This is a genomic window from Coleofasciculus sp. C1-SOL-03, assembly GCF_040220555.1.
In the GTDB taxonomy this organism is placed as follows: Bacteria; Cyanobacteriota; Cyanobacteriia; order Cyanobacteriales; family Coleofasciculaceae; genus Coleofasciculus.
Map to the genome: position 1 here is coordinate 1 of NZ_JAVJUO010000211.1, position 21719 is coordinate 21719.

General features: G+C 43.8%; 21 protein-coding genes and 2 pseudogenes. 16 read left to right on the forward strand and 7 right to left on the reverse strand.

All coding sequences use genetic code 11. The features are described from left to right. Nucleotides 1-130 precede the first annotated feature (130 nt). Nucleotides 131-1060: pseudogene (locus tag RIE73_RS32375) on the reverse strand (reverse transcriptase domain-containing protein); the annotation flags it as partial. Between the two features lie 423 nt (nt 1061-1483). Here RIE73_RS32375 and RIE73_RS32380 point away from each other — a divergent pair. Both RIE73_RS32380 and RIE73_RS32385 read left to right on the forward strand, forming a co-directional pair. Continuing rightward, nucleotides 1484-1660 (forward strand): hypothetical protein, encoded by a 177-nt coding sequence (locus tag RIE73_RS32380; protein ID WP_446405081.1) that lies wholly within the window; start codon nt 1484-1486, stop codon nt 1658-1660. 174 nt (nt 1661-1834) lie between these two features. Further along, entirely contained in the window at nt 1835-2071 is a 237-nt protein-coding gene (locus tag RIE73_RS32385; RefSeq protein WP_446405082.1) for a hypothetical protein, read from the forward strand. Nucleotides 2072-2128: 57 nt separating this feature from the next. Here the strand turns inward: RIE73_RS32385 and lipA are convergent, their stop codons facing one another. Further along, on the reverse strand, nt 2129-3058 hold the full coding sequence (gene lipA, locus RIE73_RS32390) for a lipoyl synthase (RefSeq protein WP_446405083.1): 930 nt from the start codon (nt 3056-3058) through the stop codon (nt 2129-2131). A 302-nt stretch (nt 3059-3360) separates the two neighbouring features. Here lipA and RIE73_RS32395 point away from each other — a divergent pair, with 302 nt between their 5' ends. From RIE73_RS32395 to RIE73_RS32405, 3 genes are all read left to right on the forward strand, one after another. Continuing rightward, nucleotides 3361-3915 (forward strand): response regulator, encoded by a 555-nt coding sequence (locus RIE73_RS32395; protein WP_446405084.1) that lies wholly within the window; start codon nt 3361-3363, stop codon nt 3913-3915. Between the two features lie 36 nt (nt 3916-3951). Continuing rightward, nucleotides 3952-4725 (forward strand): tryptophan-rich sensory protein, encoded by a 774-nt coding sequence (locus RIE73_RS32400; protein ID WP_446405085.1) that lies wholly within the window; start codon nt 3952-3954, stop codon nt 4723-4725. 179 nt (nt 4726-4904) lie between these two features. Continuing rightward, nucleotides 4905-8135, forward strand: coding sequence for a CARDB domain-containing protein (locus RIE73_RS32405; protein WP_446405086.1), 3231 nt, complete (start codon nt 4905-4907; stop codon nt 8133-8135). A 377-nt stretch (nt 8136-8512) separates the two neighbouring features. Here RIE73_RS32405 and RIE73_RS32410 read toward each other — a convergent pair whose 3' ends face one another. Both RIE73_RS32410 and RIE73_RS32415 read right to left on the reverse strand, forming a co-directional pair. Further along, a complete protein-coding gene (locus RIE73_RS32410; RefSeq protein WP_446405087.1) occupies nt 8513-9400 on the reverse strand; it encodes a hypothetical protein in 888 nt (295 codons plus the stop codon). A gap of 332 nt (nt 9401-9732) precedes the next feature. Next, complete coding sequence (locus tag RIE73_RS32415; protein WP_446405122.1) at nt 9733-10242, reverse strand: hypothetical protein; 510 nt, start codon at nt 10240-10242, stop codon at nt 9733-9735. A gap of 334 nt (nt 10243-10576) precedes the next feature. Here RIE73_RS32415 and RIE73_RS32420 point away from each other — a divergent pair, with 334 nt between their 5' ends. From RIE73_RS32420 to RIE73_RS32440, 5 genes and pseudogenes are all read left to right on the forward strand, one after another. Beyond that, nucleotides 10577-10816 (forward strand): helix-turn-helix domain-containing protein, encoded by a 240-nt coding sequence (locus RIE73_RS32420; protein WP_446405088.1) that lies wholly within the window; start codon nt 10577-10579, stop codon nt 10814-10816. A gap of 59 nt (nt 10817-10875) precedes the next feature. Next, nucleotides 10876-11034, forward strand: a pseudogene (locus tag RIE73_RS32425) (helix-turn-helix domain-containing protein); the annotation flags it as partial. A gap of 87 nt (nt 11035-11121) precedes the next feature. Further along, nucleotides 11122-11373 (forward strand): helix-turn-helix domain-containing protein, encoded by a 252-nt coding sequence (locus tag RIE73_RS32430; protein ID WP_446405123.1) that lies wholly within the window; start codon nt 11122-11124, stop codon nt 11371-11373. 4 nt (nt 11374-11377) lie between these two features. Next, nucleotides 11378-11689 carry a nucleotidyltransferase family protein gene (locus RIE73_RS32435; RefSeq protein WP_446405089.1) on the forward strand — a complete coding sequence of 104 codons (312 nt, stop codon included), beginning with the start codon at nt 11378-11380 and terminating at the stop codon, nt 11687-11689. Beyond that, nucleotides 11686-12027 carry a HepT-like ribonuclease domain-containing protein gene (locus tag RIE73_RS32440; RefSeq protein ID WP_446405090.1) on the forward strand — a complete coding sequence of 114 codons (342 nt, stop codon included), beginning with the start codon at nt 11686-11688 and terminating at the stop codon, nt 12025-12027. The genes RIE73_RS32435 and RIE73_RS32440 overlap by 4 nt, the downstream gene beginning before the upstream one ends. Before the next feature lie 145 nt (nt 12028-12172). Here RIE73_RS32440 and RIE73_RS32445 read toward each other — a convergent pair whose 3' ends face one another. Both RIE73_RS32445 and RIE73_RS32450 read right to left on the reverse strand, forming a co-directional pair. Beyond that, nucleotides 12173-12715 (reverse strand): hypothetical protein, encoded by a 543-nt coding sequence (locus tag RIE73_RS32445; protein WP_446405091.1) that lies wholly within the window; start codon nt 12713-12715, stop codon nt 12173-12175. Next, entirely contained in the window at nt 12708-13619 is a 912-nt protein-coding gene (locus RIE73_RS32450; protein WP_446395315.1) for a ParA family protein, read from the reverse strand. Before RIE73_RS32450 ends, RIE73_RS32445 begins: the two co-directional genes overlap by 8 nt. Nucleotides 13620-13968: 349 nt before the next feature. On the opposite strand from RIE73_RS32450, the gene RIE73_RS32455 reads away from it, so the two are divergent. The 6 genes from RIE73_RS32455 (at nt 13969) to RIE73_RS32480 (ending at nt 20475) form a co-directional block, all read left to right on the forward strand. Next, a complete protein-coding gene (locus RIE73_RS32455; RefSeq protein WP_446405092.1) occupies nt 13969-17112 on the forward strand; it encodes a pentapeptide repeat-containing protein in 3144 nt (1047 codons plus the stop codon). 240 nt (nt 17113-17352) lie between these two features. Beyond that, nucleotides 17353-18087, forward strand: a complete 735-nt coding sequence (locus RIE73_RS32460; protein ID WP_446405093.1) for a TIGR04255 family protein — start codon at nt 17353-17355, stop codon at nt 18085-18087. Beyond that, complete coding sequence (locus tag RIE73_RS32465) at nt 18087-18386, forward strand: hypothetical protein (protein WP_446405094.1); 300 nt, start codon at nt 18087-18089, stop codon at nt 18384-18386. Before RIE73_RS32460 ends, RIE73_RS32465 begins: the two co-directional genes overlap by 1 nt. Beyond that, nucleotides 18383-18907 carry a hypothetical protein gene (locus RIE73_RS32470; protein WP_446405095.1) on the forward strand — a complete coding sequence of 175 codons (525 nt, stop codon included), beginning with the start codon at nt 18383-18385 and terminating at the stop codon, nt 18905-18907. Before RIE73_RS32465 ends, RIE73_RS32470 begins: the two co-directional genes overlap by 4 nt. A gap of 216 nt (nt 18908-19123) precedes the next feature. Continuing rightward, nucleotides 19124-20140, forward strand: a complete 1017-nt coding sequence (locus RIE73_RS32475) for an AAA family ATPase (protein ID WP_446405096.1) — start codon at nt 19124-19126, stop codon at nt 20138-20140. Beyond that, the gene (locus tag RIE73_RS32480; RefSeq protein WP_446405097.1) at nt 20137-20475 is read left to right on the forward strand and encodes a hypothetical protein; all 339 of its coding nucleotides are present in this window, start codon (nt 20137-20139) and stop codon (nt 20473-20475) included. Before RIE73_RS32475 ends, RIE73_RS32480 begins: the two co-directional genes overlap by 4 nt. 263 nt (nt 20476-20738) lie before the next feature. Here the strand turns inward: RIE73_RS32480 and RIE73_RS32485 are convergent, their stop codons facing one another. Then, nucleotides 20739-21473 carry a class I SAM-dependent methyltransferase gene (locus RIE73_RS32485; RefSeq protein ID WP_446405098.1) on the reverse strand — a complete coding sequence of 245 codons (735 nt, stop codon included), beginning with the start codon at nt 21471-21473 and terminating at the stop codon, nt 20739-20741. Between the last annotated feature and the right edge of the window lie 246 nt (nt 21474-21719).

A 21719-nucleotide genomic window follows, 5' to 3' on the forward strand; every position in this document is an offset into this window, starting at 1 on the left:
TCGTGAGACCCCGCATGAGCGCGAAGCAATGCGGGGAGGAATAGAGGTCAAACCGTGCCGCTCGACGCGGTGAGGTTTGACAGTCCAGGTATAGGCACGACGATTAGCCCCGTGCTTCGCTGCAACAACTGGACTTTTTTATTTCTACCAACCACTTGTTTAGGATTTTCTGGCATTCTTCTACTACTGACAGTTCGCGGTGCATGACCACAAAATCATCGGCGTATCGGATTACTGCCAACGTTTTACGTCTTTGGGCTTTGCTTAATGACCCACCATTGAGAGATTTCAGTTGTACTGTTTCAACATATTGAAGCAGTCTTTCTTCCATCCCGTGTAGGGCGATGTTAGCAAGTAGAGGTGATATACATCCACCTTGAGGCGTTCCTTCTTCTGTTGGATGGAATTGGAAGTCTTCGACCACCCCAGCCTTTAACCAGGCTTTTAGTTGCCTGTGTAGTGTTGGGAATGTGTTGACTTTATCCAACAGAGCCTTGTGATTGATTTTGTCAAAGCACTTGGAAATGTCTGCATCTAAAACAAATTTGGGTTTGTTCGTGCAGTTGTCCCATATTGCTTTGATAGCATCGTGGGCGGATCTTCCTGGTCGAAAACCGTAGGAGTTCGGCTCGAATTTTGCTTCCCATTCTGGCTCTAGAGTCAGTTTGACAAGCGCTTGAAGCGCCCTTTCGTACATGGTTGGTATTCCAAGAGGTCGTTTCTCATCCTTTCCAGGCTTTGGTATCCATACCCTACGAGTGGGTTGGGATTTGTCCTTGAGTTTGAGTTGCTTAATCAGAGCAAATCTTTGGCTTGGTTCGAGAGATTTTACCCCATCTACTCCAGCCGTTTTTCTGCCCTTATTTTCTTGTGTAACCTTCCTGACGGCGAGGCACTTTGCTGACCAGGACTTCATCAGAAGTTTCTGAAGTTTTCGGACTGTTCTGATGTCTCCTCGTTGAGAGGCTTGGTAAATCGGCTTTTGCAGCTTAAACACTTTCCGCTCTAGCTTGCGCCAGGGGATTGTGTTCCACTCATACGTAGTCGTTAACTCGCTCATGATTTGTACACTGCTACTTGTAGCTTCACCTTCTGTAACCTCGTGGGTTTGTTAGCGTATTCCCACCATTACAGTGAGACGTTGGCTTCTAACCCAATCCCTCCACTTCGCAGCATCCGGTTGGCACCTACTCGGAATTCCGAGAGCATACGAAGGGTTAACTCGTTCCTTACCAGCTTTGGTTTCTGACTTTAGGAACCTCTCTATCCGCCGAGTTCTGATGGGTGCATCCAAGACCTCAACAACGCTCTTGGCATCATGTGAACTTTGGTCATGTTTTGACCCCTGCGTGTCAGCCCTTTCGCAAGTAAAGCGTGACGACGGTTCGGTGAGAGTTCGCTTTCGCTGTCCATAATCAGTTGCTAGGAGGACACTGATTTGGGCTGTCAGTGTTGCCCCCGTTTCATCCCGCTTCAGGCGTTGATGACCAGTCGCAAACCTGGGGATGATGCTTTCAGCCCTGCACTTAGGCGGGTGGACTTGGGATTTTTCCCTCACCACCAAACTGATAAAGTTGTCATGACCCAAATGAGTCATGCTGCCAATCCTCCACAGAATGTGGTTTCTGGCAAACGGGTCGCACTATCAAACCGCTTTTGACGATGACACCGCTCAGAGTAGGGTAACTTTCGGTTAATCCGCCTTCCTCGTCTTGCTCGACGCATGACCCGACGTAACTCCATCCGCTCTTGTTGAACCTATTTGCAGATTCGATTTACTCGAATCCTAAGATAGGTTGCAGTTATAGATAGTCGCAGGATTCACAGAAACATTATGGCTGATATGACTCCTAAAGCAAACAACGAACCCAACCCAAAAGAAGCCGGAAATCTTTCTGATGTACCCATCGAAGATACTGACCTGGTTTCGGATACACCTGTAGAAGAAGAAGATACTGAGGAACCCGTTATTTCCAATTTACCCCAGGAAGTGACTGAATCGTATGGAACTGGTGTTCCTCTTGATCCAGGGCTGAATATCGGTGGACGAACGACACACGACAAGGCTTGATGAATCCAATCACTGTTCGCTGTTCTCTTGTCCTCCTAGTGAATCCCACAATTCTGGTCATTCACCCGCGTGATAGGAACTGCGAACCAAGGGACCCGAACGAACATGAGTGAAACCCATGTCTTTAGCGATCGCACCCAGTCGCTCAAATTCCTCTGGTGTCCAATAGCGTTGTACTTTCAGGTGTTCCAGGGAGGGACGCATATATTGCCCTAGAGTGAGGCGATCGCATTCAGCGCGGCGCAAATCCTCCATGGCTTCGATCACCTCGGCTTCTGTCTCGCCATGTCCTACCATTAATCCTGACTTCGTGGGAATGGTCGGGTCAAGGGCTTTGACGATGCACAGAACATCAAGCGATCGCTCATATTGGGCACCCCGGCGCACTTGTCCTTGCAGTCGTTTGACGGTTTCAATATTGTGGTTATAACAAGCGGGATGCGCCTGAACCACCGTCTTCACCCGTTGGCGCTGCAACTCGGTTGGCGTTTGATTCTCCTGAGTTCTCCCACCCCAAAAATCTGCCGTTAGCACTTCAATTTGGGTCTCTGGATTCAATCGCCGGATCGCATCCATTGTGGCAACAAACCAACCCGCACCCTGATCTGATAAATCATCTCGCGCCACTGATGTCAGTACCACATACCGCAATCCCAACAACTGAACCGATTCAGCAATTTTCTGGGGTTCTTCCGGGTCAAGGGGCATGGGAGCATGACCCTTATCCACTTGACAAAACGCACAAGCACGGGTGCAGATTGGACCCATTAGCAAAAAGGTCGCCGTTTTGTTGGCATAACACTCCCCGCGATTGGGACAGCGCCCCTCTTCACAGATCGTGTGAATTTGCCGTTGTTTCACAATGCGTTGCACCGTGGAGATATCACTGGCGTTACCAATGGGGCGTCGCAACCAACTGGGTAGGGCAGTAATTTCCTCTCGCCAAAGGTTTTTAGCAGACAGATTGGGTTGAGTCGGCAAATCCATAATAATTGTGGTGAGCTATCAGCAACAGTGTTACTCTGTACGATAAAAATGGTAAAGCATTTTACTCTGACTCTGATTTGATCCGAGTTTTGCTCTCAACCAACCAAGCAGATTACTCTAGAATCATGGACAACGAGTGCTTTTGGGTTCAATCTCAAAACAGCAAAAGAGTTACAGGTGTCGGTCGGTCATCCGTTATTTTCCCGCAAACAGACTCTGTGAGGTCTGTCTGAGAGGAGTTATGGGGTCTGGTCTACCTGGGCTGAAGACGTTTTTCTTTTACCTTTCCAAAGGAGTCAGTCGTGGCAAGCCATAAAATATTAGTTATTGATGACAGTAGAGTTATCCGGATGCGTGTTAAAGAAATGTTGCCTCCCGGTAACTTTGAAGTTCTAGAAGCCAAAGATGGTATTGAAGGTCTTAATCAGATCCGCCAGGAGCATCCCAACCTAATTATGTTAGATTTCCTACTTCCTAAAATGAGTGGTTGGGATGTTTTCCAACAAATTCAAAGTGACAGTGTTCTCCAGAGCATTCCCTTGGTCTTAATGTCAGGTCGTAAGGAAGAAGTCACGGAGAAAATCCCGGAGCCGTTTGAGTATTTTGCCTTTGTTGAAAAACCCTTTGAAAAGAAGCAACTGGTTGATGCAATTAAGGAAGCGATGGCAAAGGCGAAAAAACGCCCCGCCATGGCTCCGCCGCCCAAAGAAGAAGCCCCTGCACCTGAAGCTGCTGGTGTTTCATCAGACGAAGTTCAAGCCTTAAATGCCAAAATTGAACAGTTACAGACAGAAGTGGATGGGTTGAAGAAGCAGATGGGACAACTTGTGGCATTTATTAAACAAAAACTCAAATGACATCCAGCATAACCGAGCTTTGAACTCGGCTAGACCATGCAACAGTTAAACTCCGATTTCAACTCAGATCGCCTCAGGCAAGTTCTCACATTGAGTGCGATCCTTGCTGCTTTTGGGATTAATATCTGGGCAAACATCGCGCCGATTGGTGGACTAAGCATTGGCGAAATCTCCAATACTATTTTTGGCGAGATTAAGATTATTCCAGCCAGCTATGCTTTTGCTATATGGGGAATTATTTATCTGGGTTTGATTAGTTTGGGAATCTATCAGGTACTGCCTAACCAACGGCAAAATCCTTATCTGCGTCAGATGGGTTATGGTTTAGTGCTGGCGAGTGTTGCCCAGATTGCTTGGGTGTTTCTGTTCCAGTTTCGCCAGTTTGCGCTGTCGCTGGTGGCGATGCTGGGGATTTTACTGCCACTGATTCGACTGTATCTGCGATTGGGCATTGGTTCTGTCAAGGTATCTCGGAAGCAGAAATGGTATGTTCACATTCCCGTGAGCATCTATTTAGCATGGATCAGTGTAGCTACAATTCTAAATGTGGCAATTGTACTCTATGACCTGGGCTGGAATGGCTGGGGGATTGACCCCTCGGTGTGGACGGCAATTGTCCTACTGGTTGGGGCGGCGATTACAGCAACAGTGATTATTCAGCGATCGGATATTGCCTTTCCTCTGGTAATTGCCTGGGCTTATGGTGCGATCGCGGTGCGTCATCCAGATACCCTGCTGATTTCCGGAGTCGCTGGGGGACTTGCGATCGCGCTGGTGTTATTCGCTGGGTTGAAACATTACCGCAACTGACAGATTGGGGATTATTAATAGCTGTTTGATGTCAATTTGTCAAGTAAAAATAAACTTTTGTAAAAGGTAAATTTCCATACAAAAAACTGCATAAGGGTCAACTCCTGAGAGACACAAGAGGGCAGAGAGGTCAACATCTGACATCTGCACACAATTTTCCCTACACAGGAGAGACTCTTATGGCATCTCACGACGAATCCTTCTCCACCGAATTGGCTCTGATGTTTGGTAATTTCTTTGGTGTAGCAGAAGCCGAGAATTTGTCGCTTGACACAGATAGTTCGAGTACGGCAACTGAGAATTTTGATCAGACACCTCAAGCAAACATCGTTTCAAGTAGGCAGACAAGCTTAGAACTCACTGACAAAGGGACTCAACAGGCAGAATCAACGACAACGCCAAATCTGTTAGCCGCTCAGACTCAAACCTCTACAATCAACGTTAACTATAACGGTTTTTCCACCGAAGCTCAAACAGCATTTGAATACGCGGTTGATATCTGGGAAAACCTGATTGTTTCGCCAGTTCCGATTGAAGTTGAAGCCAATTGGACTCCTTTCGGAACAAACGCTCTCGGTTCTGCTGGACCCAATGACTATGACTACAACTTTGCCAATGCTGCCTACGCCAATACCTTGTATCCCAGCGCCCTCGCCAATAGTCTGGCTGGCTTCGATTTAGATACCACTGCCCATGATATTAATGCTAACTTCAATAGCGATTACTCGAACTGGTATTTTGGCACTGATGGTAATGCACAAACAGGACAGTATGATTTTGTTTCTGTTGTCTTGCATGAATTAGGTCATGGCTTGGGGTTTCTAGGTAACATGGACTATGACTTCGGCACTGGACAAGGGAGTTGGTGGAGCCAACCCATGATTTACGATCACTTTACAGTGAATGGTTCGGGTCAAAAACTTATCGATACATTTCCGAATAACTCTGTTGCTTTAGGCGCTCAACTCACCAGCGATAACTTGTTCTTCAATGGAAGTAATGCAGTTGCTGCTAATGGTGGCACGAATCCCAAGCTGTATGCTCCGAGTACATGGGAATTGGGTTCTAGCTATGCCCACTTGGATGAAGCGACTTATGGAAGTGGAAATTCTAATGCTTTGATGACACCTTACATTGCTCCGGGAGAGGCGCACCATGATCCGGGTGCGGTAACATTAGGAATCTTTGAGGATTTAGGTTGGGTGATCAATTTAGCTGACTTATCCGGGTCAGATTTTGATATCATTCCACAACCCCTCGATGCCGGTGATAGTTTTGACATTGATTTTGACATTACCAATACGGGAAGCAGCGCGGGTGCTTTTGATGTTTCCTTCTACCTTTCCAGTAATAACTACATCAGCACCACGGATCATTTGTTATATAGTGGCACGATTAATGGGTTAGCTGGGAACAGTACAGGCTCCTTTACCACTAGCTTAAACTTGCCTGGAGTGAATCATTCCTTCTGGGATTTATATGGCGATGATACCTATTACATCGGTATGCAGGTTGATTCGGGAGCCGATGTCACGGAAAGTAATGAAACAAACAACTCTAATGTTGGCTATTTATATGATTACGATGATGTAGTAATCAACAATACTCAATTGGCTGACTTATCCGGGTTGGATTTTGATGTCACCTCAGAACCTCTAGATGCCGGTGATAGTTTTGACATTGATTTTGACATTAGCAACACAGGGAGCAGCGCTGGTGCTTTTGATGTTTCCTTCTACCTTTCCAGTAATAACACGATCAGCACAGTTGACCAGTTTTTAGGCAGTACCACGATTAATGGTTTAGCCGGAAACAGTACGGGTTCCTTTACCACTAGCTTAAACTTGCCCGGAGTTAATCATTCCTTCTGGGATTTATATGGAGATGATACCTATTACATCGGTATGCAGGTTGATTCGGGAGCCGATGTCACGGAAAGTAATGAAACGAATAACTCAAATGTCGGCTTTTTGTTCGACTACGATGATGTAGCCATCAATAATACCCAGATAGCAAACTTGTCTGGACTGAATTTCAATGTCACCCCCGAACCGCTCAATGCTGGTGATAGTTTCGACATTGACTTGGCGATTGACAATAGTGGTGCAGCAGCGGCTGGTGCATTTGATGTATCCTTATATTTGTCCAGTGATAGTAATATTAGCAACTCAGATTTACTGCTAGATACAATCAGTTTCACTGGATTGGCAGCCAATAGTAGTGGCACATTTACCAGCAACTTTATTCTCCCTGAAGCTAATGATGCGTTCTGGAGTGGAGATGGCAGCTACCATATCGGCATGATGATTGATTCAGGTGATGATATCACGGAAACAATTGAGACGGATAATGCCAATCTTGGCTTGATGTTGGATACGGATAATGTGGTCATTAATAATACCCAACTAGCGGATTTAGTTGGCGTAGACTTCAACTTAGTGCAGGAACCCTTAGCGGCTGGTGATCACTTCGATGTCAATTTTGAAGTGCAAAACACGGAAATTTTTGCCGCCGGAGCGTTTGATGTTTCTTTCTACGTTTCTACCGATAATACTATCGATACGGCGGATCAATTCCTCGGTAGTACGACAATTAATGGTTTAGCGGGTAACAGCATTGGTGCTTATACAACGGGGTTAACCTTGCCAGGAATTAATGATTCTACCTGGAATGGTGATGGAATTTACTACATTGGCATGATCATTGATCAAGACGGAACACTTGCTGAAACCGATGAAACCAATAATTCTAATAATGGTTTATTTGTGGATTATGACAATGTGCTAATTTCCGATACTGAACTCATTGGCACCGATGACGATGATATCTTGTTTGGCACTCCTGGAGATGACATTCTCTCTGGCTTGCGCGATGATGATGATTTAGTCGGCGGTGGCGGCGATGATACCCTGTTTGGCGATCGCGGCGATGATAACCTGTTTGGTGAAGCCGGAAGTGATATGCTATTTGGCGATCGCGGTGATGACTATCTCTTCGGCGGTACAGGGAATGATCGTCTTGATGGCGATCGCGGTGATGATCTGCTAATTGGTGTTGAACTCAATCTGGCAAATCCCGGTTTAGGGGAAGTGGATAGTCTTATCGGTGGCTTTGGTGCGGATGTGTTCCAACTTGGAGATGTATTCAGCGCTTATTATGATGATGCTAACGGGACAACCGATGGTTCTACCGATTACGCCCTAATTACTGATTTTGATATCAATCAAGATATCATCGAACTTCATGGCAGTGCGGCTGACTATCAACTCGCCACGGTTTCCCCCAGTTTACCATCAGGAATTGGCGTTTTCCTCCAGTCTTCTACACCATCAGGTCAAGATGAATTGATTGGTATTGTACAAGGTGAAAGCAGTCTGAGTTTGAATGATAGTTACTTTAGTTTTGTGTAACGACGATTGCGCTAAAAGCAATTGATTTCAGACTGGATAAGCTTACTTTTGGTCGGGATCTGGAAAACCTCTCTGGAAAACCTCTCTCCTGCAAGGAGAGAGGCTTTGAATTCTCCCCCTTCCGTGCTACAAAAGCGCAGCATCCGCTATCCTCCCCCGGGCAAAAAAAGTGAAACATCCTCTGGTCTCCCCCTTCTTAAGGGGGACGGAAGGGGGATCTAAAAAGGGAAGAAGGGGATCTAAAAGGGGGGAATTAGGGGGGTTGAGGGAAATCAACTAAAATTTGCCTTAAAAGTCCGCGCAGGCGGACTTGGTTTGTGTAGACGTGAATTCCATTCGCCGTCTACTTTTTATCGATTGAACGGGAAAGCTATTGATCAAATTTCAGCCGCTGCTCGTTCAATTAAACGGCGGGCGACGGTTTGAGTTCCAGTATGTTCATAATAATTCGTTGACGTGTCTAAAAACGCAGCCAGATAGTCCAACTTATCATCCGCAATTTCCACAAATCCTTGCAGGTGATTAACCACCTTTTGAGGTGTCAATCCTTTTGCTGCAACCACACCCCCCATCCAACCTTTCACCGCATCGAAGCTTTCCCCAATAAAGTTCAGCTTCCCTTCAGAACTCTCTCCCGGAATTAAGCTGCTGATTTGTTGAAAGGTGGAATTTTGCTCTAAGCGCGAGGGACTTAATCCAGACAGCGTTGATTGTGCCACTTGAATGAAATCAGGACCTAGAGGAATCAAACCATCAAGACAGATAAGTCCCGCCATCCGGATCATCGACTCACCGCTATAGTCAGCTAAAGCATTGACAAAATCCCCAATACTGTCTCCAGGAATGCCGTTAATTTGACAAAACGCCACCAATTCTGCCACAACTTTTAAACACAGATCGATGGTTTGTGCCGTATCAGCTTTGGGCGTAAGTCGATTTAAAAATCCCAAAAACGAAACTCGTTCACCGATTTTATTGGCTAAAGCAGCCGCACCGAGGGCAAAATCCGCACTATCAACAGATTGGAACAGCCAAATTGCCCGTTGATAGCCTTGAGACTTATCGTTATAGAGCCAAAGAGCGCGTTCACTAATATCCTGAATTAATGCCGGATCATCTTCCCCTGTAACCTCGCGCACGGTATTTTCAAAGCCAACCACATTTTGCCAATCACCAGGAGCAACAAAGTCTAAGGCTTTCAAGACGGAAACGGTTAGTCCACCTTCAGGTAAATTATCAACTAATTCAATAATAGATTTACTCATGTAAAGTCTCCTATAAATTGTTTCAATGATATCTTTATAGCACTACGAGGTACGGAAAGGACATCAGTTAATCCCAACAGGGAACGGGGAACAGGGAACAGGGAACAGTAGAAAATGTCCTAACCTGCCTTAGTAAGGCTATACTTTGTTCCCAATGACAAATGACCAATGACCAATGACAAATGACCAATGACCAATGACCAATGACCAATGACCAATGACCAATGATAGAGAACTAACCTTTCTGTGTAATCAGTGTAACTAAGCTTTCATCCCCTACCCGCATCTGGACAATAAATCTGGGAAATCAGTGTTTTGACGAATGACCAATTTTATTTGAGTTGGGATAATCCTTGCAGGTCAAACTGTTCCAACCAAGCCTCGCGATCGCCAGGGGTAAAAGAGTCGTCACGGGATTGGACTTTGACTTGGAAGCGATCGCGAACTAGAATCGCGGTTTGTGTCTTCCCCCGTTCGACAGCAGGATATCCAGCAATTGTTTTAGAACTATCCTGAAATTTCTTAGCCGCACTTGGGTTATTGGCTAAATCATTAATCGACAGCACCGCCACATCCTTGCCATCCTGTTTCAACTTGGCTTCGGCAAATCCAGTTTTCTCTTGGGCAAACACTCGCTTATAATCACCGCTAGCGTTGGGGAAGAATTGATTAAACTGCCCCCCAGCTAAAGGTTCACCAGAAACCTGAGTAGGTTGCTGAGTGCTAGTTTGAGGCGCTTCGGTTGAGGGTGGGGGAGCGGTTGATGGTGCAGCACAAGCCGTTACCAGTAAAAATAGCGAGAGTGATAAAGCGGTGAGTATTTTACCGATTCTGAACATCAGGGTTAGCCTCCTCGTCGTGCGTGCCAAGATTTTCTTATTTTGCCATAGCGATCGCACAAATATGTTTGCCGTTGTTGCCAGATGGCTTCAAGTCGAGAAAAGCCTTCTTGGAGTATATCTGGGACTTACGCCTAGTCTCTATCTGTAGGGTGTGTTAGCGTAGCGTAACGCACCATTGCCTGATCAAGTAACCGCCCAATCCTTCGATATGTACCCAGAGGACGTTATACCACCTTTTTTTGTTTTGTTCCATATAAAGAACAATATCATCATACCTTAGTTCTCCATATATGGAACATTTACTCAGTTATGAGTCTCTGACACAATCTGAGGCATGGGAAAAGCAGGCAAAGCACTCAAACAGGTCTTGGAACGTTATGGCATTACCCAAAATCGGTTAGCCGTGGTAATGCAAGTTGGGCGTTCTAATGTTCACCGCTGGGTTTATGAGGTGGCAGATCCTGTCGGCGATGCCATCCTAGAAATTAGGAAGGGACTGAATAAAATTAATCCAGCAGCAGCAGAAGAGTTCATTCGTTTGTATCTGGATGAGTCAGAGGAGGATGAGGAATAGTCTTAGAGAAGGTGTTTTGTTCCCATTTCGCCTTCATCAGCCTTTGACAAAATTTAGGCATGGGAAAAACAGGGACAGTACTAAAGCAAGTGTTGGAAACTTATGGCATTAGCCAAAATAAGTTGGCAGTGGCGATGGGTATTGGGCGTTCTAGTATCAACCGTTGGGTGAATGAAAATCGAGATCCCGGAGGTGATGCCATCTTAGAAATTAGAAAAGAGCTGAATACGATTAATCCGAAAGCAGCCGAGGAGTTTATTGGCTTGTATTTAGATGAGTCATTTGCCTCTGGCACTATAGAAACCATGCGAAAGGCAGGAAAATCTTTAAGACAGGTGTTGGAAGCCTACGGCATTAGCCAAAACAAGTTGGCGATAGCCATGGGTATTGGGCGATCAACAATTCACCATTGGGTCAATGAAAGTCGAGATCCAGGAGGTGATGCCATCCTAGAAATTAGGAAGGGACTGAATAAGCTTAATCCAGCAGCAGCCGAGGAGTTTATTCGGTTGTATCTGGATGAGTCAGAGGAGGATGAATTAGTTGACCGAGAGTAGCAGCATGACTAGCAAAACAGGGTTAGGCATTAAAGATTTGTTGCACGATCAGCGATCGCAAATTCTGGCTATTGCCCAAAAGCATGGAGCCTACAACGTGCGGGTGTTTGGTTCGGTGGCGCGGGGAGAAGCAACGGAAGACAGCGATATTGACTTTTTGGTTGACTATGATTTAGCAAAAATCACCCCCTGGTTTCCCGGAGGACTATTAATTGATTTAGAACAGCTACTCAATCGCAAAGTGGATATCGCTACGGTGGATATGTTGAAAGAACGCAGTCGCGATCGCATTTTGCATGAGGCTGTGATGCTATGAGGCGAGAGGCTGAAAGGCTGCAAGATATTTTAGATGCAATTGCGGCAATTGAACGATATGCTGGTCAGGGTAGACAGGCGTTTGACAAACAAGAACTAATTCAGGTTTGGGTTGTTCATCATCTCCAGATTATTGGAGAAGCAGCAAATTCGTTATCTGCTGATTTGATGAATCGATATTCTCAGGTGCCATGGTCACAGATTATCGCGTTCAGAAATCTTGTGGTACATGAATATTTCCGCGTATCGCTGAATTTAGTCTGGGCAATTGTGCAGAATAATCTACCGCCGTTGAAAGTAACAATAGAAAGGATGTTACAGGAGTTGGGGGAGGCTTAAGACGATGGCACAGAAGTTTATGCTATAGCAACCGCAATAGCGGTTAGGACACATCATTTAGTAAAGACGTTCCGGCGGAGGGCGCAAGCCTTGCGCCCCTACAGTCGCCCCTACATTTTAAAGTGAGTATCTCTAAGAAGTGAATCTAAATTTCACTTTTCATCTTTTTGTAGCCTTTTGCCCAATTCAAGGGTCGCTTATTACCATGTTTTTTTTGCAAATCCTTTAGATCCTTATAAGGGCGTTTACTAATAATTTGCTTGGCATAATTATCCCCAATACCATAAATTTGAGTAAGATCAGATTTATGATCATTCAGGAAATTTATAAAGTTAGTCATATCTTGAGAATCAAGAATAATTTGATTGAGTTTTGACTGTAACAGAGCTTGTTCAATGGCTTTTTCAGTGTCCCTCTGATCTGCCGAAATCAAAAATACCCAAATTCGCTGCATTCCTGCATTTACAGCCGCTTGATAGATAGGTAAACCCGTCAAGAGACGATAGCTATTGTCCTGATCCGTTAAGCAAGCAATCGGAAGAGAAAAATTAGTGCTCCATGTTTTTAATGCTTGTGAAATATTTTCAAGTTCTGCTTTTGAAACTTCCGGTTTACCCGGAGGAACCTCTAATTGGTTCACGGCAACTAAATAGGGTTTCGTTTCAATTTTTTTTAAATCTTCAATCATTTTTATTGTCCTTTTCAATAACCTCTATTCTTTCTAAAATTTTTTGAGTCAAGTCGATAAATTCTTTGGCGATATTTTCAGCTTTCGATTGCTGTTGAGCGAATAAAGAAATCGGCTTACGTGCCCTCGACGCTTGGCTAATATAGTCAGAGCGATGGATTTCTGGCAATATGGGTATGCTATCCTCCGTCTCAAGTCGTTTTTTCAGTAACTGTCTAACCATACTATTAAGTCGTGATCTTTTTTGCGTCATCATGGGAACTATTCCCAGAACCATACCTCTATTCGCAAATTGTTGTCGAACCTGGCGCAGGAAATCTAGTGGTGTATTGATCCCATATACTGATAGATATTCTAGCTGAGTTGGAATAAGTAGGTACTGAGCTGCAATTAAGCCCCCCTTCGCAATATCCGTTGAACTGGGAGGTGTATCAATGATTACATAATCATAATTATTAGCGATGCCTGGTGTCTGAAGTGCTGTATTCAGTCGTGTTTGCGGCGTTATAAATTTACTAATTGCCTGATCGGTAGTTTGATAACTACCCGGTAATACGTCGATTAGACCACTACAGGTAGATATATTTTCTAGATCTGCATTTAGAGCAGATGGTCTTATATATTCTTGGTAATCAAACCTGGGTAACTCGTAGTCACATAAAAAATCTATGAGTTCTTTTCTTTCCTTGAAAGTCTCTAAAATTATTTTAAATTCTTCAAAACTAGAAGCTTGATCTAATTGATCAGCTTTGTTAACCCCTAAAGAAAGACTAGCATTAGCTTGATCATCCAAGTCAACCACTAAAACCCTATAGTTAAGTTTGGCTATCTCATAAGCAAGGTTAACCACTAAAGTCGTTTTGCCAACGCCTCCCTTTGACGTATGGATTGCAATTGTACGCATTAAAAAAAACGGATATGATATATAGTCGTTTCAAAAGTCGGCAACTGTGTAATACAACTAGTGTAATACCAAATGGAGGTTGTGACTCACAGATTTTCTCTTTACTATAGCTTATCCTTCTGGAGACAGCAAGGTGAAAATTTTGCTGAAGCTCAGGAGATTGAGGAGTGTTTGGTTAAGACGTTAGGGGAGCGGAGGATCAGGAGGACAAGGCAGAACGACCGATTTTTGTATTATATGATACATTTTTTGTTTTGACTCCTCTTAGTTGTCAAAGTTTGTGGAGGGTGACAACCAAGAGAAAAAGTAGCTACCCTATGAGAATGGGTCATCAATAGTATAAGTAGCCATGGCAAGCAAGCTTTGGAAAAACGTCTGGAAGGTTTTGAATACTGACGTTGATCAGTTGCTTTCAGTCGAGCAAGTAACGAGTGGTTCAGAAACACTAAAGAGTGGAACCGAGGCGGCAAAAGCCGTTTTGGATTTGGCGAAGACACTCAAAGAAGAAGGCAGCAACGTCCAGCAATTAGACCCATGGATGGGGAAAATTTCCTCACTATTAGAGGTACTAAACTCACCTCCAGCTCAAATTCTGGGGGCAAGCTTACCGTTCATCCCATTGGCGACAGGACTACTAGCATTTTACCTGAAACAAACTAAGCGAGAACTCTCTCTAGAAGAGTGTGTGGCATTTGTGAGCCAAGCGGCATATTTAGAAAGTTTACAGAAAACTTATGAGTTTTTACCTGAACACACTTTGTCAGAGTTAAACCGAATTGGGAAAACTCGAACTTCAGCAGAAATCGTCAAGCAGATTAGACGTTTAGGTCAGAAGCTTGAGTTGGATGAGTCAGAAGCAAAAAAAGCACTTTTGTGCTTTCATGAATCCAAGTTAGCGCACGATTTCAACAAGGTGTTAACCGCTCGGTTCTGTCAGGCAGGACTAAATAAAACTCAAGCCCAGCTTTTATCAAGGCGGGTTGCTCACGGTACTCACCGATATATGATACAAGCCTTAGTTGAGGCAGGAGATTCAGTCAAACGCCTAGCCGACTTGTATCGTGATGGCTGGCGGCGAGACTTGGCAAAATATCAGAGTATTGACAACTATCTAGATAGGCAAATCAAGCAGAAGCCAATTGAGCGAGTATTTGATGAAGAATTTACGTTCCAAGATATCTATGTATCGCTGAAAGTGCAACCTGTAAAGCCAAGTGGTGAACTAGATGAAAGGTCAAAGCCAATTGATATAGAGAAATGGACGCAGAAGATACTTGAAGATTCTGGTAAACAAAATCAGGTCATGTTCATTGAAGGTGGACCTGGACGGGGGAAGAGTGTATTTTGTCGCATGTTTGCCGATTGGGTCAGACAGCACTTGTATCCCATCTGGATACCGATTTTAATCCGGTTACGCGATATCACAACTTTTGACAAGGATTTAGAAAAGACTCTACAAACAGCTATCGGCTGGGATTTTGCTACGAGTGATAGTGGTTGGTTAACAGATGGCAATACTCGATTTTTGTTTTTGCTGGATGGCTTCGATGAATTGCTATTGCAAGGGAGAAGTGATAGAGGATTAAAACAATTCATCACCCAAGTGGCAAAATTTCAACAACGTTGTCAAGAGAATAGTGAAAAGGGACACAGAGTTTTGATCACCGGTAGATCCTTGTCCTTACAGAGTCCAAGCATTGAGCTGTCGATTCCAAATAATCTGGAGCGTGTGAAAATCATACCCATGGATGACAAAAGCCAGAAAAAATGGCTTGATAAGTGGCGAATTCAGGTAGGAACTGAAAAAACGACGGCATTTCGCCAGTTTTTACAAGATGAACGTTTGCCAGACCGAGTACGAGAATTGGCTAGAGAGCCGTTATTACTATATCTCTTGGCAGCCATGCATCGGGATAATCAGTTAAATAATGAAATGTTTGAGCAAGGTAGTAGTGTTGAAACCAAGATTTTGATTTATGAACAGTCTCTTAATTGGGTTCTCACTAAACAACGATCTGACCAAGGGTACAATTTAAATACCGCACTAACAGAATTAGATGTACAAAATTTGCGAAGAATTCTGGCTGAAGCTGGACTATGTGTAGTTCAGTCTGGTGGAGAATATGCATCAATCGCCATGATTGAACAACGGTTACGTCGCCAAAGTGAAGAGTATACTCAAGCTTTAGAAAGATCACAGACTCAAGACAAGGAAAATCCTCTGAGAAATATTCTTGCCACTTTTTACTTACAACCGACCAGTGGACGAGATGGTTCAGTTGAGTTTGTACACAAAAGCTTTAGTGATTTTTTGTTTGCTGAGCGGCTGCGAGAAAGTTTAGAAGCATGGACAATAAAAGGAGGCAAGCGTCAAACCTCGTATGAAGTATCGAGAGATGATATGAATTGGGAAATTTATGACCTACTGGGTTATGGAGGGCTGACGCCAGATATTGTAGAATATCTGAGCGCTTGGTTAAATACCAGTGAGACAATCGATACAGGTATCCTATTTGAACGCCTAGAGGATTTCTATTTTCGTTGGTGTGATGGAGATTTTATTGATGTTGATACAATCGAGAAAAACTTTCCTTTAACCAAAAAGCAGCAAGGGCAAGATCCGAAATTTTTCGTGGGACAGCGATTGGCAGATATTCACACCGTAGATATTTATACAGGTCTAAATATATTAATTTTACTTTTAGACTTACATCGCCTTGCTCAAGACAAAGAAAATCTGAAAAAAACAGTTTATTTTTATCCCTGTGGTCAGCCAGATCATGATGATTTTGACAGCTCTCGACTACGGCGGATTATTGGCTACAGCTACTGTATTGGAATTGATGTATTTGTACAGACTGTAGGGAAATTTTTGAGCCATGCAGAACTAAGTGGTGTGGATTTACATAGCGCTGACCTTCAGGGGGTTAATCTATGTAGCGCCAATCTTAGTAATGCAAACCTAAGTAGTGCTGACTTGCGGGGAGTCAACTTGAGTAACGCTAATCTCAGTAACACTAATCTAAGTGGTGCTGATCTCCGCAGCGCTAATCTCAGTAGTGCCGAACTCAGCCATGCTAATCTTAGTCGTGCTAACTTGACGGGATCTAACTTCCGAGAAGCTAATCTCAGTAATGCTGAACTACGAGGTGCTAATTTGGATCGTGCTGACTTCAGTAGTACCCAATTGAATCAGGCATTTCTAAATCATGCATCCTGCCGTTATACTAATCTAAGTGGTGCTAATCTAAGTGGTGCTGAACTCCTGAGTACTGATCTAATGGGGGCTAACCTGAAATACGGATCTCTTAGTCGTGCAATTCTCCGAGGTGCTGACCTCCAAGATGCCAACCTCAGTAGTGCTAACATTAGTCGTGCATTCCTAGGAGGAATAATCTGGAATATAGAAACAATATGGGATGATGTCAGTGGAATGGACACAGCATTTGATCTGCCACCAAATCTCAGGCAAGTGTTTGGATTAGGATCTTAGAAGCACTAATTGGATGTTTAGAGTACGATGGGAGTCATTGCCGAGTAGGAAAAATATAAGAACTCACTAAGAATTCATTCCTGGAAAAAGAGAAGGTATTAATTCTGGATGATTCAGATGAGGCTCAGAAGTCATTTTAGAGGATGGGCTGTGTCGATTGTATAAAAATACCAATAAGTTAATGGAGATACTAGAATCAGGCAATACTTTTGAGAGCCTTATAGGTATACAATGATTGGTATGCAGTCCCGAAAACACTACTCACGCGCACCGATCACCGAAGCTCTGATTGACCTACGGGTTGAGCTTCCTGATGGAGTGACACTTTCCACCCTAGATTTGGATGCAGGCATCACAGCCGACTACCCGATGCGCCAGGAACTGATGAGTTTTCAGGGTCAAATGGTAGCGAGTTCTGGTGTGGAAGCTACAGCCAGTCAAAACCAAGTCGGCTATATCTTCTCAAGCAGCGACCAAACGCAGATTTTTCAGTCTCGACTAGATGGTTTCACCTTCAGTCGGTTCACTCCCTACGACGGATGGGAGACATTCCGAGATGAAGCCAAGCGACTGTGGAGCATGTATCAATCAGTGACCAACCCAAAAGGCATTGTTCGGTTAGCATTGCGATACATAAATCGCCTGGATCTGCCTTCTCCTTTGGAGGATTTAAAAGACTACCTACGGACAGTGCCTGAAGTTTCACCCGACTTGCCGCAAGGTCTAAGTGGTTACTTCATGCAATTACAAATTCCTCAAGAGGATTTAAGCTCCCAGCTAATTCTCAATCAGGCAATTATTCCACCATCTAGCCCAGATGTGTTTTCTATCCTTTTAGATATTGATCTAGTTCGAGAAACCGATTTACCCAATGATTATGCAGCGCTTTGGCATATTCTGGAACAACTGCACAGCCGCATAGATCAAGTGTTTGAATCTTGTATTACTGATCGTATTCGGGAGTTAATATACTAATGGCTACAATTGCTCACCCCCGTTCTGACGGCATCATAACCTCACCAAAATTACTGGTGCGAGAGTCAAGATTGCTACCCCAACAGCAAAGTCAAGAGCGACAGAAACTTGCTCAGTTAACAGAGATGATATGGCAACATTTGACCCCTAGTGAGCAATTACTAGAGTCTCTAGTAGATATTGAAGAAATTAGCTATCGCCCTATGCCACCAAATCGCTCCTTTTCTGTGCGCGTGCGCTACCGAAATAAGAGGCGTGGAAAACCGCTTTCGTACTCACTGGACTTAGATGACGAATGACGATAGAGAATTTTTGGGTGCAGGTAAACGAACCAATGCTTAGGCAGGGTGACTACTTGCCTGGATGTCTTGTACCCGTTTTTAGCCCAAATTTTGCTGAAAACAGCGACATCCAAGAGGTACAAGTGGACGAATTCGATCTGATTATTGTAACCCAAAGCTGTGATCTTGAGAATAAAAAGGCGCGTCTAGTGGCGATGACTCCCATTTACCCGGTATCGGAGTTTGAGAAAATTAACCCAGCTTTTGCCAAAAAGGGTAGATGGAACGAGGTTCTAAAAGGTAGAGTTGAGGGATTGCATCTGCTGGCATCACCAACCAACCCTGAAGACAACCGAAAAGCACTCGTTGTAGATTTTAGAGAGATATATAGTCTGCCGTATGATTATCTGGTGAAACACGCAACTGAACTAGGTCGGCGTTGGCGGTTAAAGTCGCCATATCTAGAACACTTTTCCCAAGCATTTGCACGTTTCTTCATGCGTGTTGGTTTACCATCTAGCATTCCGCCTTTCAAATGAGGATTAGCATCAGTGTCAGAATGCTTCACTGAGAACATTGTTAAAGCTGTTAGCCTACAATAGTTGGAAGAGCTAGTTGCGATCGCGCAGCTTTTCCGCCGGGAAATCGCGTCAGTTCAATCAACCTATTCAGATTATCATAAAGAGAGCATAGCTAATCCACTCTGGCTGTTGTCGAGTTAAACTTACCGTGCAGAAAGTCGAGAGAAATAACCCATGCTAAACAGCCTTCAACTCAAAAATTTTGGTCTGATAGACCAGCTTAAGTGCGAACACTTAGGCAATATTAACTTAATTATTGGTGAAAATAGCACAGGTAAAACAATATTACTCAAGGCTCTCTACAGTGCCATGCGAACCTTGGAAACCTATAAACGGGGTAATGAACCGCGCAGCGCTGAAGAAATACTGGCAGACAAACTTTACTGGACATTCGAGACGGAGAAAATCGGCGAACTCGTGAGAAAAGGGGCGGATGAACCTTTATCATTCCAGATTAACGTTGATAATCAAAAATTTGTTTATACTTTTGGCAGAGATACAACCAAGACTATTCAAAACTTAGACAATCATGTTAAACCTCGCGAGAGTAACTCAATTTTTTTACCCGCCAAAGAAGTTATTTCTCTGCACTCAATCATTTTAGAATCTCGTGAACAAGACAAAACATTTGGGTTTGATGATACCTACCTAGACCTAGCCCGCGCCTTGCGTCAATCTCCTAAAGGTGGCAAAAATTATAGAGAATTTGCTGAATCGCGAAGAAACCTAAAAGATATCTTAGACGGCAAAATTGAGTATGACGAACGATTAGGAATTTGGCAATTTAAGAAAGGCAATCAAAAGTTCTCTATTGGAGTGACGGCAGAAGGCATCAAGAAAATTTCGATTCTCGATACTTTACTCGGAAACCGCTATCTTGATTCGCAATCTATCATTTTTATTGATGAACCAGAAGCGGCGTTACATCCAAACGCCATTTCCAAATTACTTGACGTTATCGCTATGTTAGCGAAGTGCGGAATCCAGTTTTTCATGGCAAGTTACTCTTACTTTGTGATCAAAAAATTATTTCTCATCGCTCAACAACAAAATGAAATCTCAATCAAAATCATTTCAACTAATCCTGAACAGTGGACGATTGCTGATCTAAAAGATGGTTTGCCGAGTAATCCTATCATTGATGAATCTATCCAACTTTACAAAGAAGAAGTGGGGCTGGCTTTTCAATGACCACTCAACCGATTATTGAATCTGGAATGACGTTCGGACTTGATCCAGAAGGACATTGCTTCCATATTGAAAAAAGTCAAACCTACCAAGACATCCAGGAGGGCGTTAAGATAGCAGAGCTTTTGTTACTACATCCTCCCAATTCACCAAAGGTATGGATTATTGAAGCAAAATCTAGCTCACCTCGTCCTGAAACACAACCAGGGTTTGACGATTTTATCGAAGAAATCCGAGAGAAATTGACGAACGGGCTGAATCTCTGTATGGCAACTTGTTTAAAACGCCATGCAACATGGACAGAATTACCTTCTCTCTTTCAGACACTCGATTTATAAAAAAATGATTTTCGCTTACTATTAGTGATCAATGGACATAAAGAAGAATGGCTTCCACCCTTACAGGACGCCCTAAAAAAAGCACTAAACTCGACCGTAAAAACTTGGCATTTATCGGCAAATTCTGTGGTTGTGCTAAATCACACATTAGCTAAACAACAAGGATTAATTGGCTAAGGGTTAAATGCCAACTAATGTCTTGAATAGCAATAACTAAAATTGTTATGATTTGTTCAATGGCAAGCTGTGATATATCGCTGCTGTTATGCGGGTTTACGTGCGATAAACGCTACACGAGATTTCGGCAGAATATATTCACCATAACTTCGCATTGTTTGCACCTCAAAACCGACTTGACGCAGTTGTTCGGCAATATCTGTCGCTTGGTATAATTGCTGGCGATGTACTTCCTCATCCCGTCGGTAGCATTCCCCCACCTTCCTAAACGTAATAATTCGACGGGTTAATATCTCCTGTTCACGATCCTCCAGCTTTTCCACCAGTACCAGCCAATCCTCTCCTTCGGTAAATCCTTGGCTGGGTATTCCTGGTGCAACTTGTCCGGGTTCCACAATGTCGAAAATGAAAACACCCCCAGGTTTTAAGGCGCTATAAATACGATAAAATAGCTGGGTTAGTGAAGCGCGATCGCTCTTTTTATCAAACAGGTAGTTCAGGCATTCACCAATGGAGGTGACAGCATGACATGCTGGGATATCTACATTAAACAATGACTCAACCAGAAACTCCGCTTCTGGGACTCGGGTTCGTGCTATGGCAATCATAGACTCTGAACTATCAATGCCGAAAACGTGATAATCTGCCTTTACCAGTTCTTGCGCCAACAATCCACTCCCACAACCCAAATCCACGACTAAAGCTTCTCTTATTTGGTGTTGCACGAGGATTGCCAAAATACCAGGTGCAGATTTCAGGGCGTAATCCCGGAATCCGACATCGTGGATATATGCCAAGTCTTCTTTGTACCACGTTTCCATACCCTCTCACCGCTAACCCTGCTACACCCTTTAGTATGACCAAGGGCGGGTTTTGTTGAACGGTTATTGGTAGATATCCTAATTAAACCCCTAAACCCGCCCCGACAAAACGATACGATACCCAACCCTCTTTTGTATGACCAAGGGCGGGTTTTGTTGATAGATTATCGGTAGATACCCTAATTAAACGGCTAAACCCGCCCCTACAGATGTCTTTCGGGTTGCACGAACCGACGCCCTCGATTA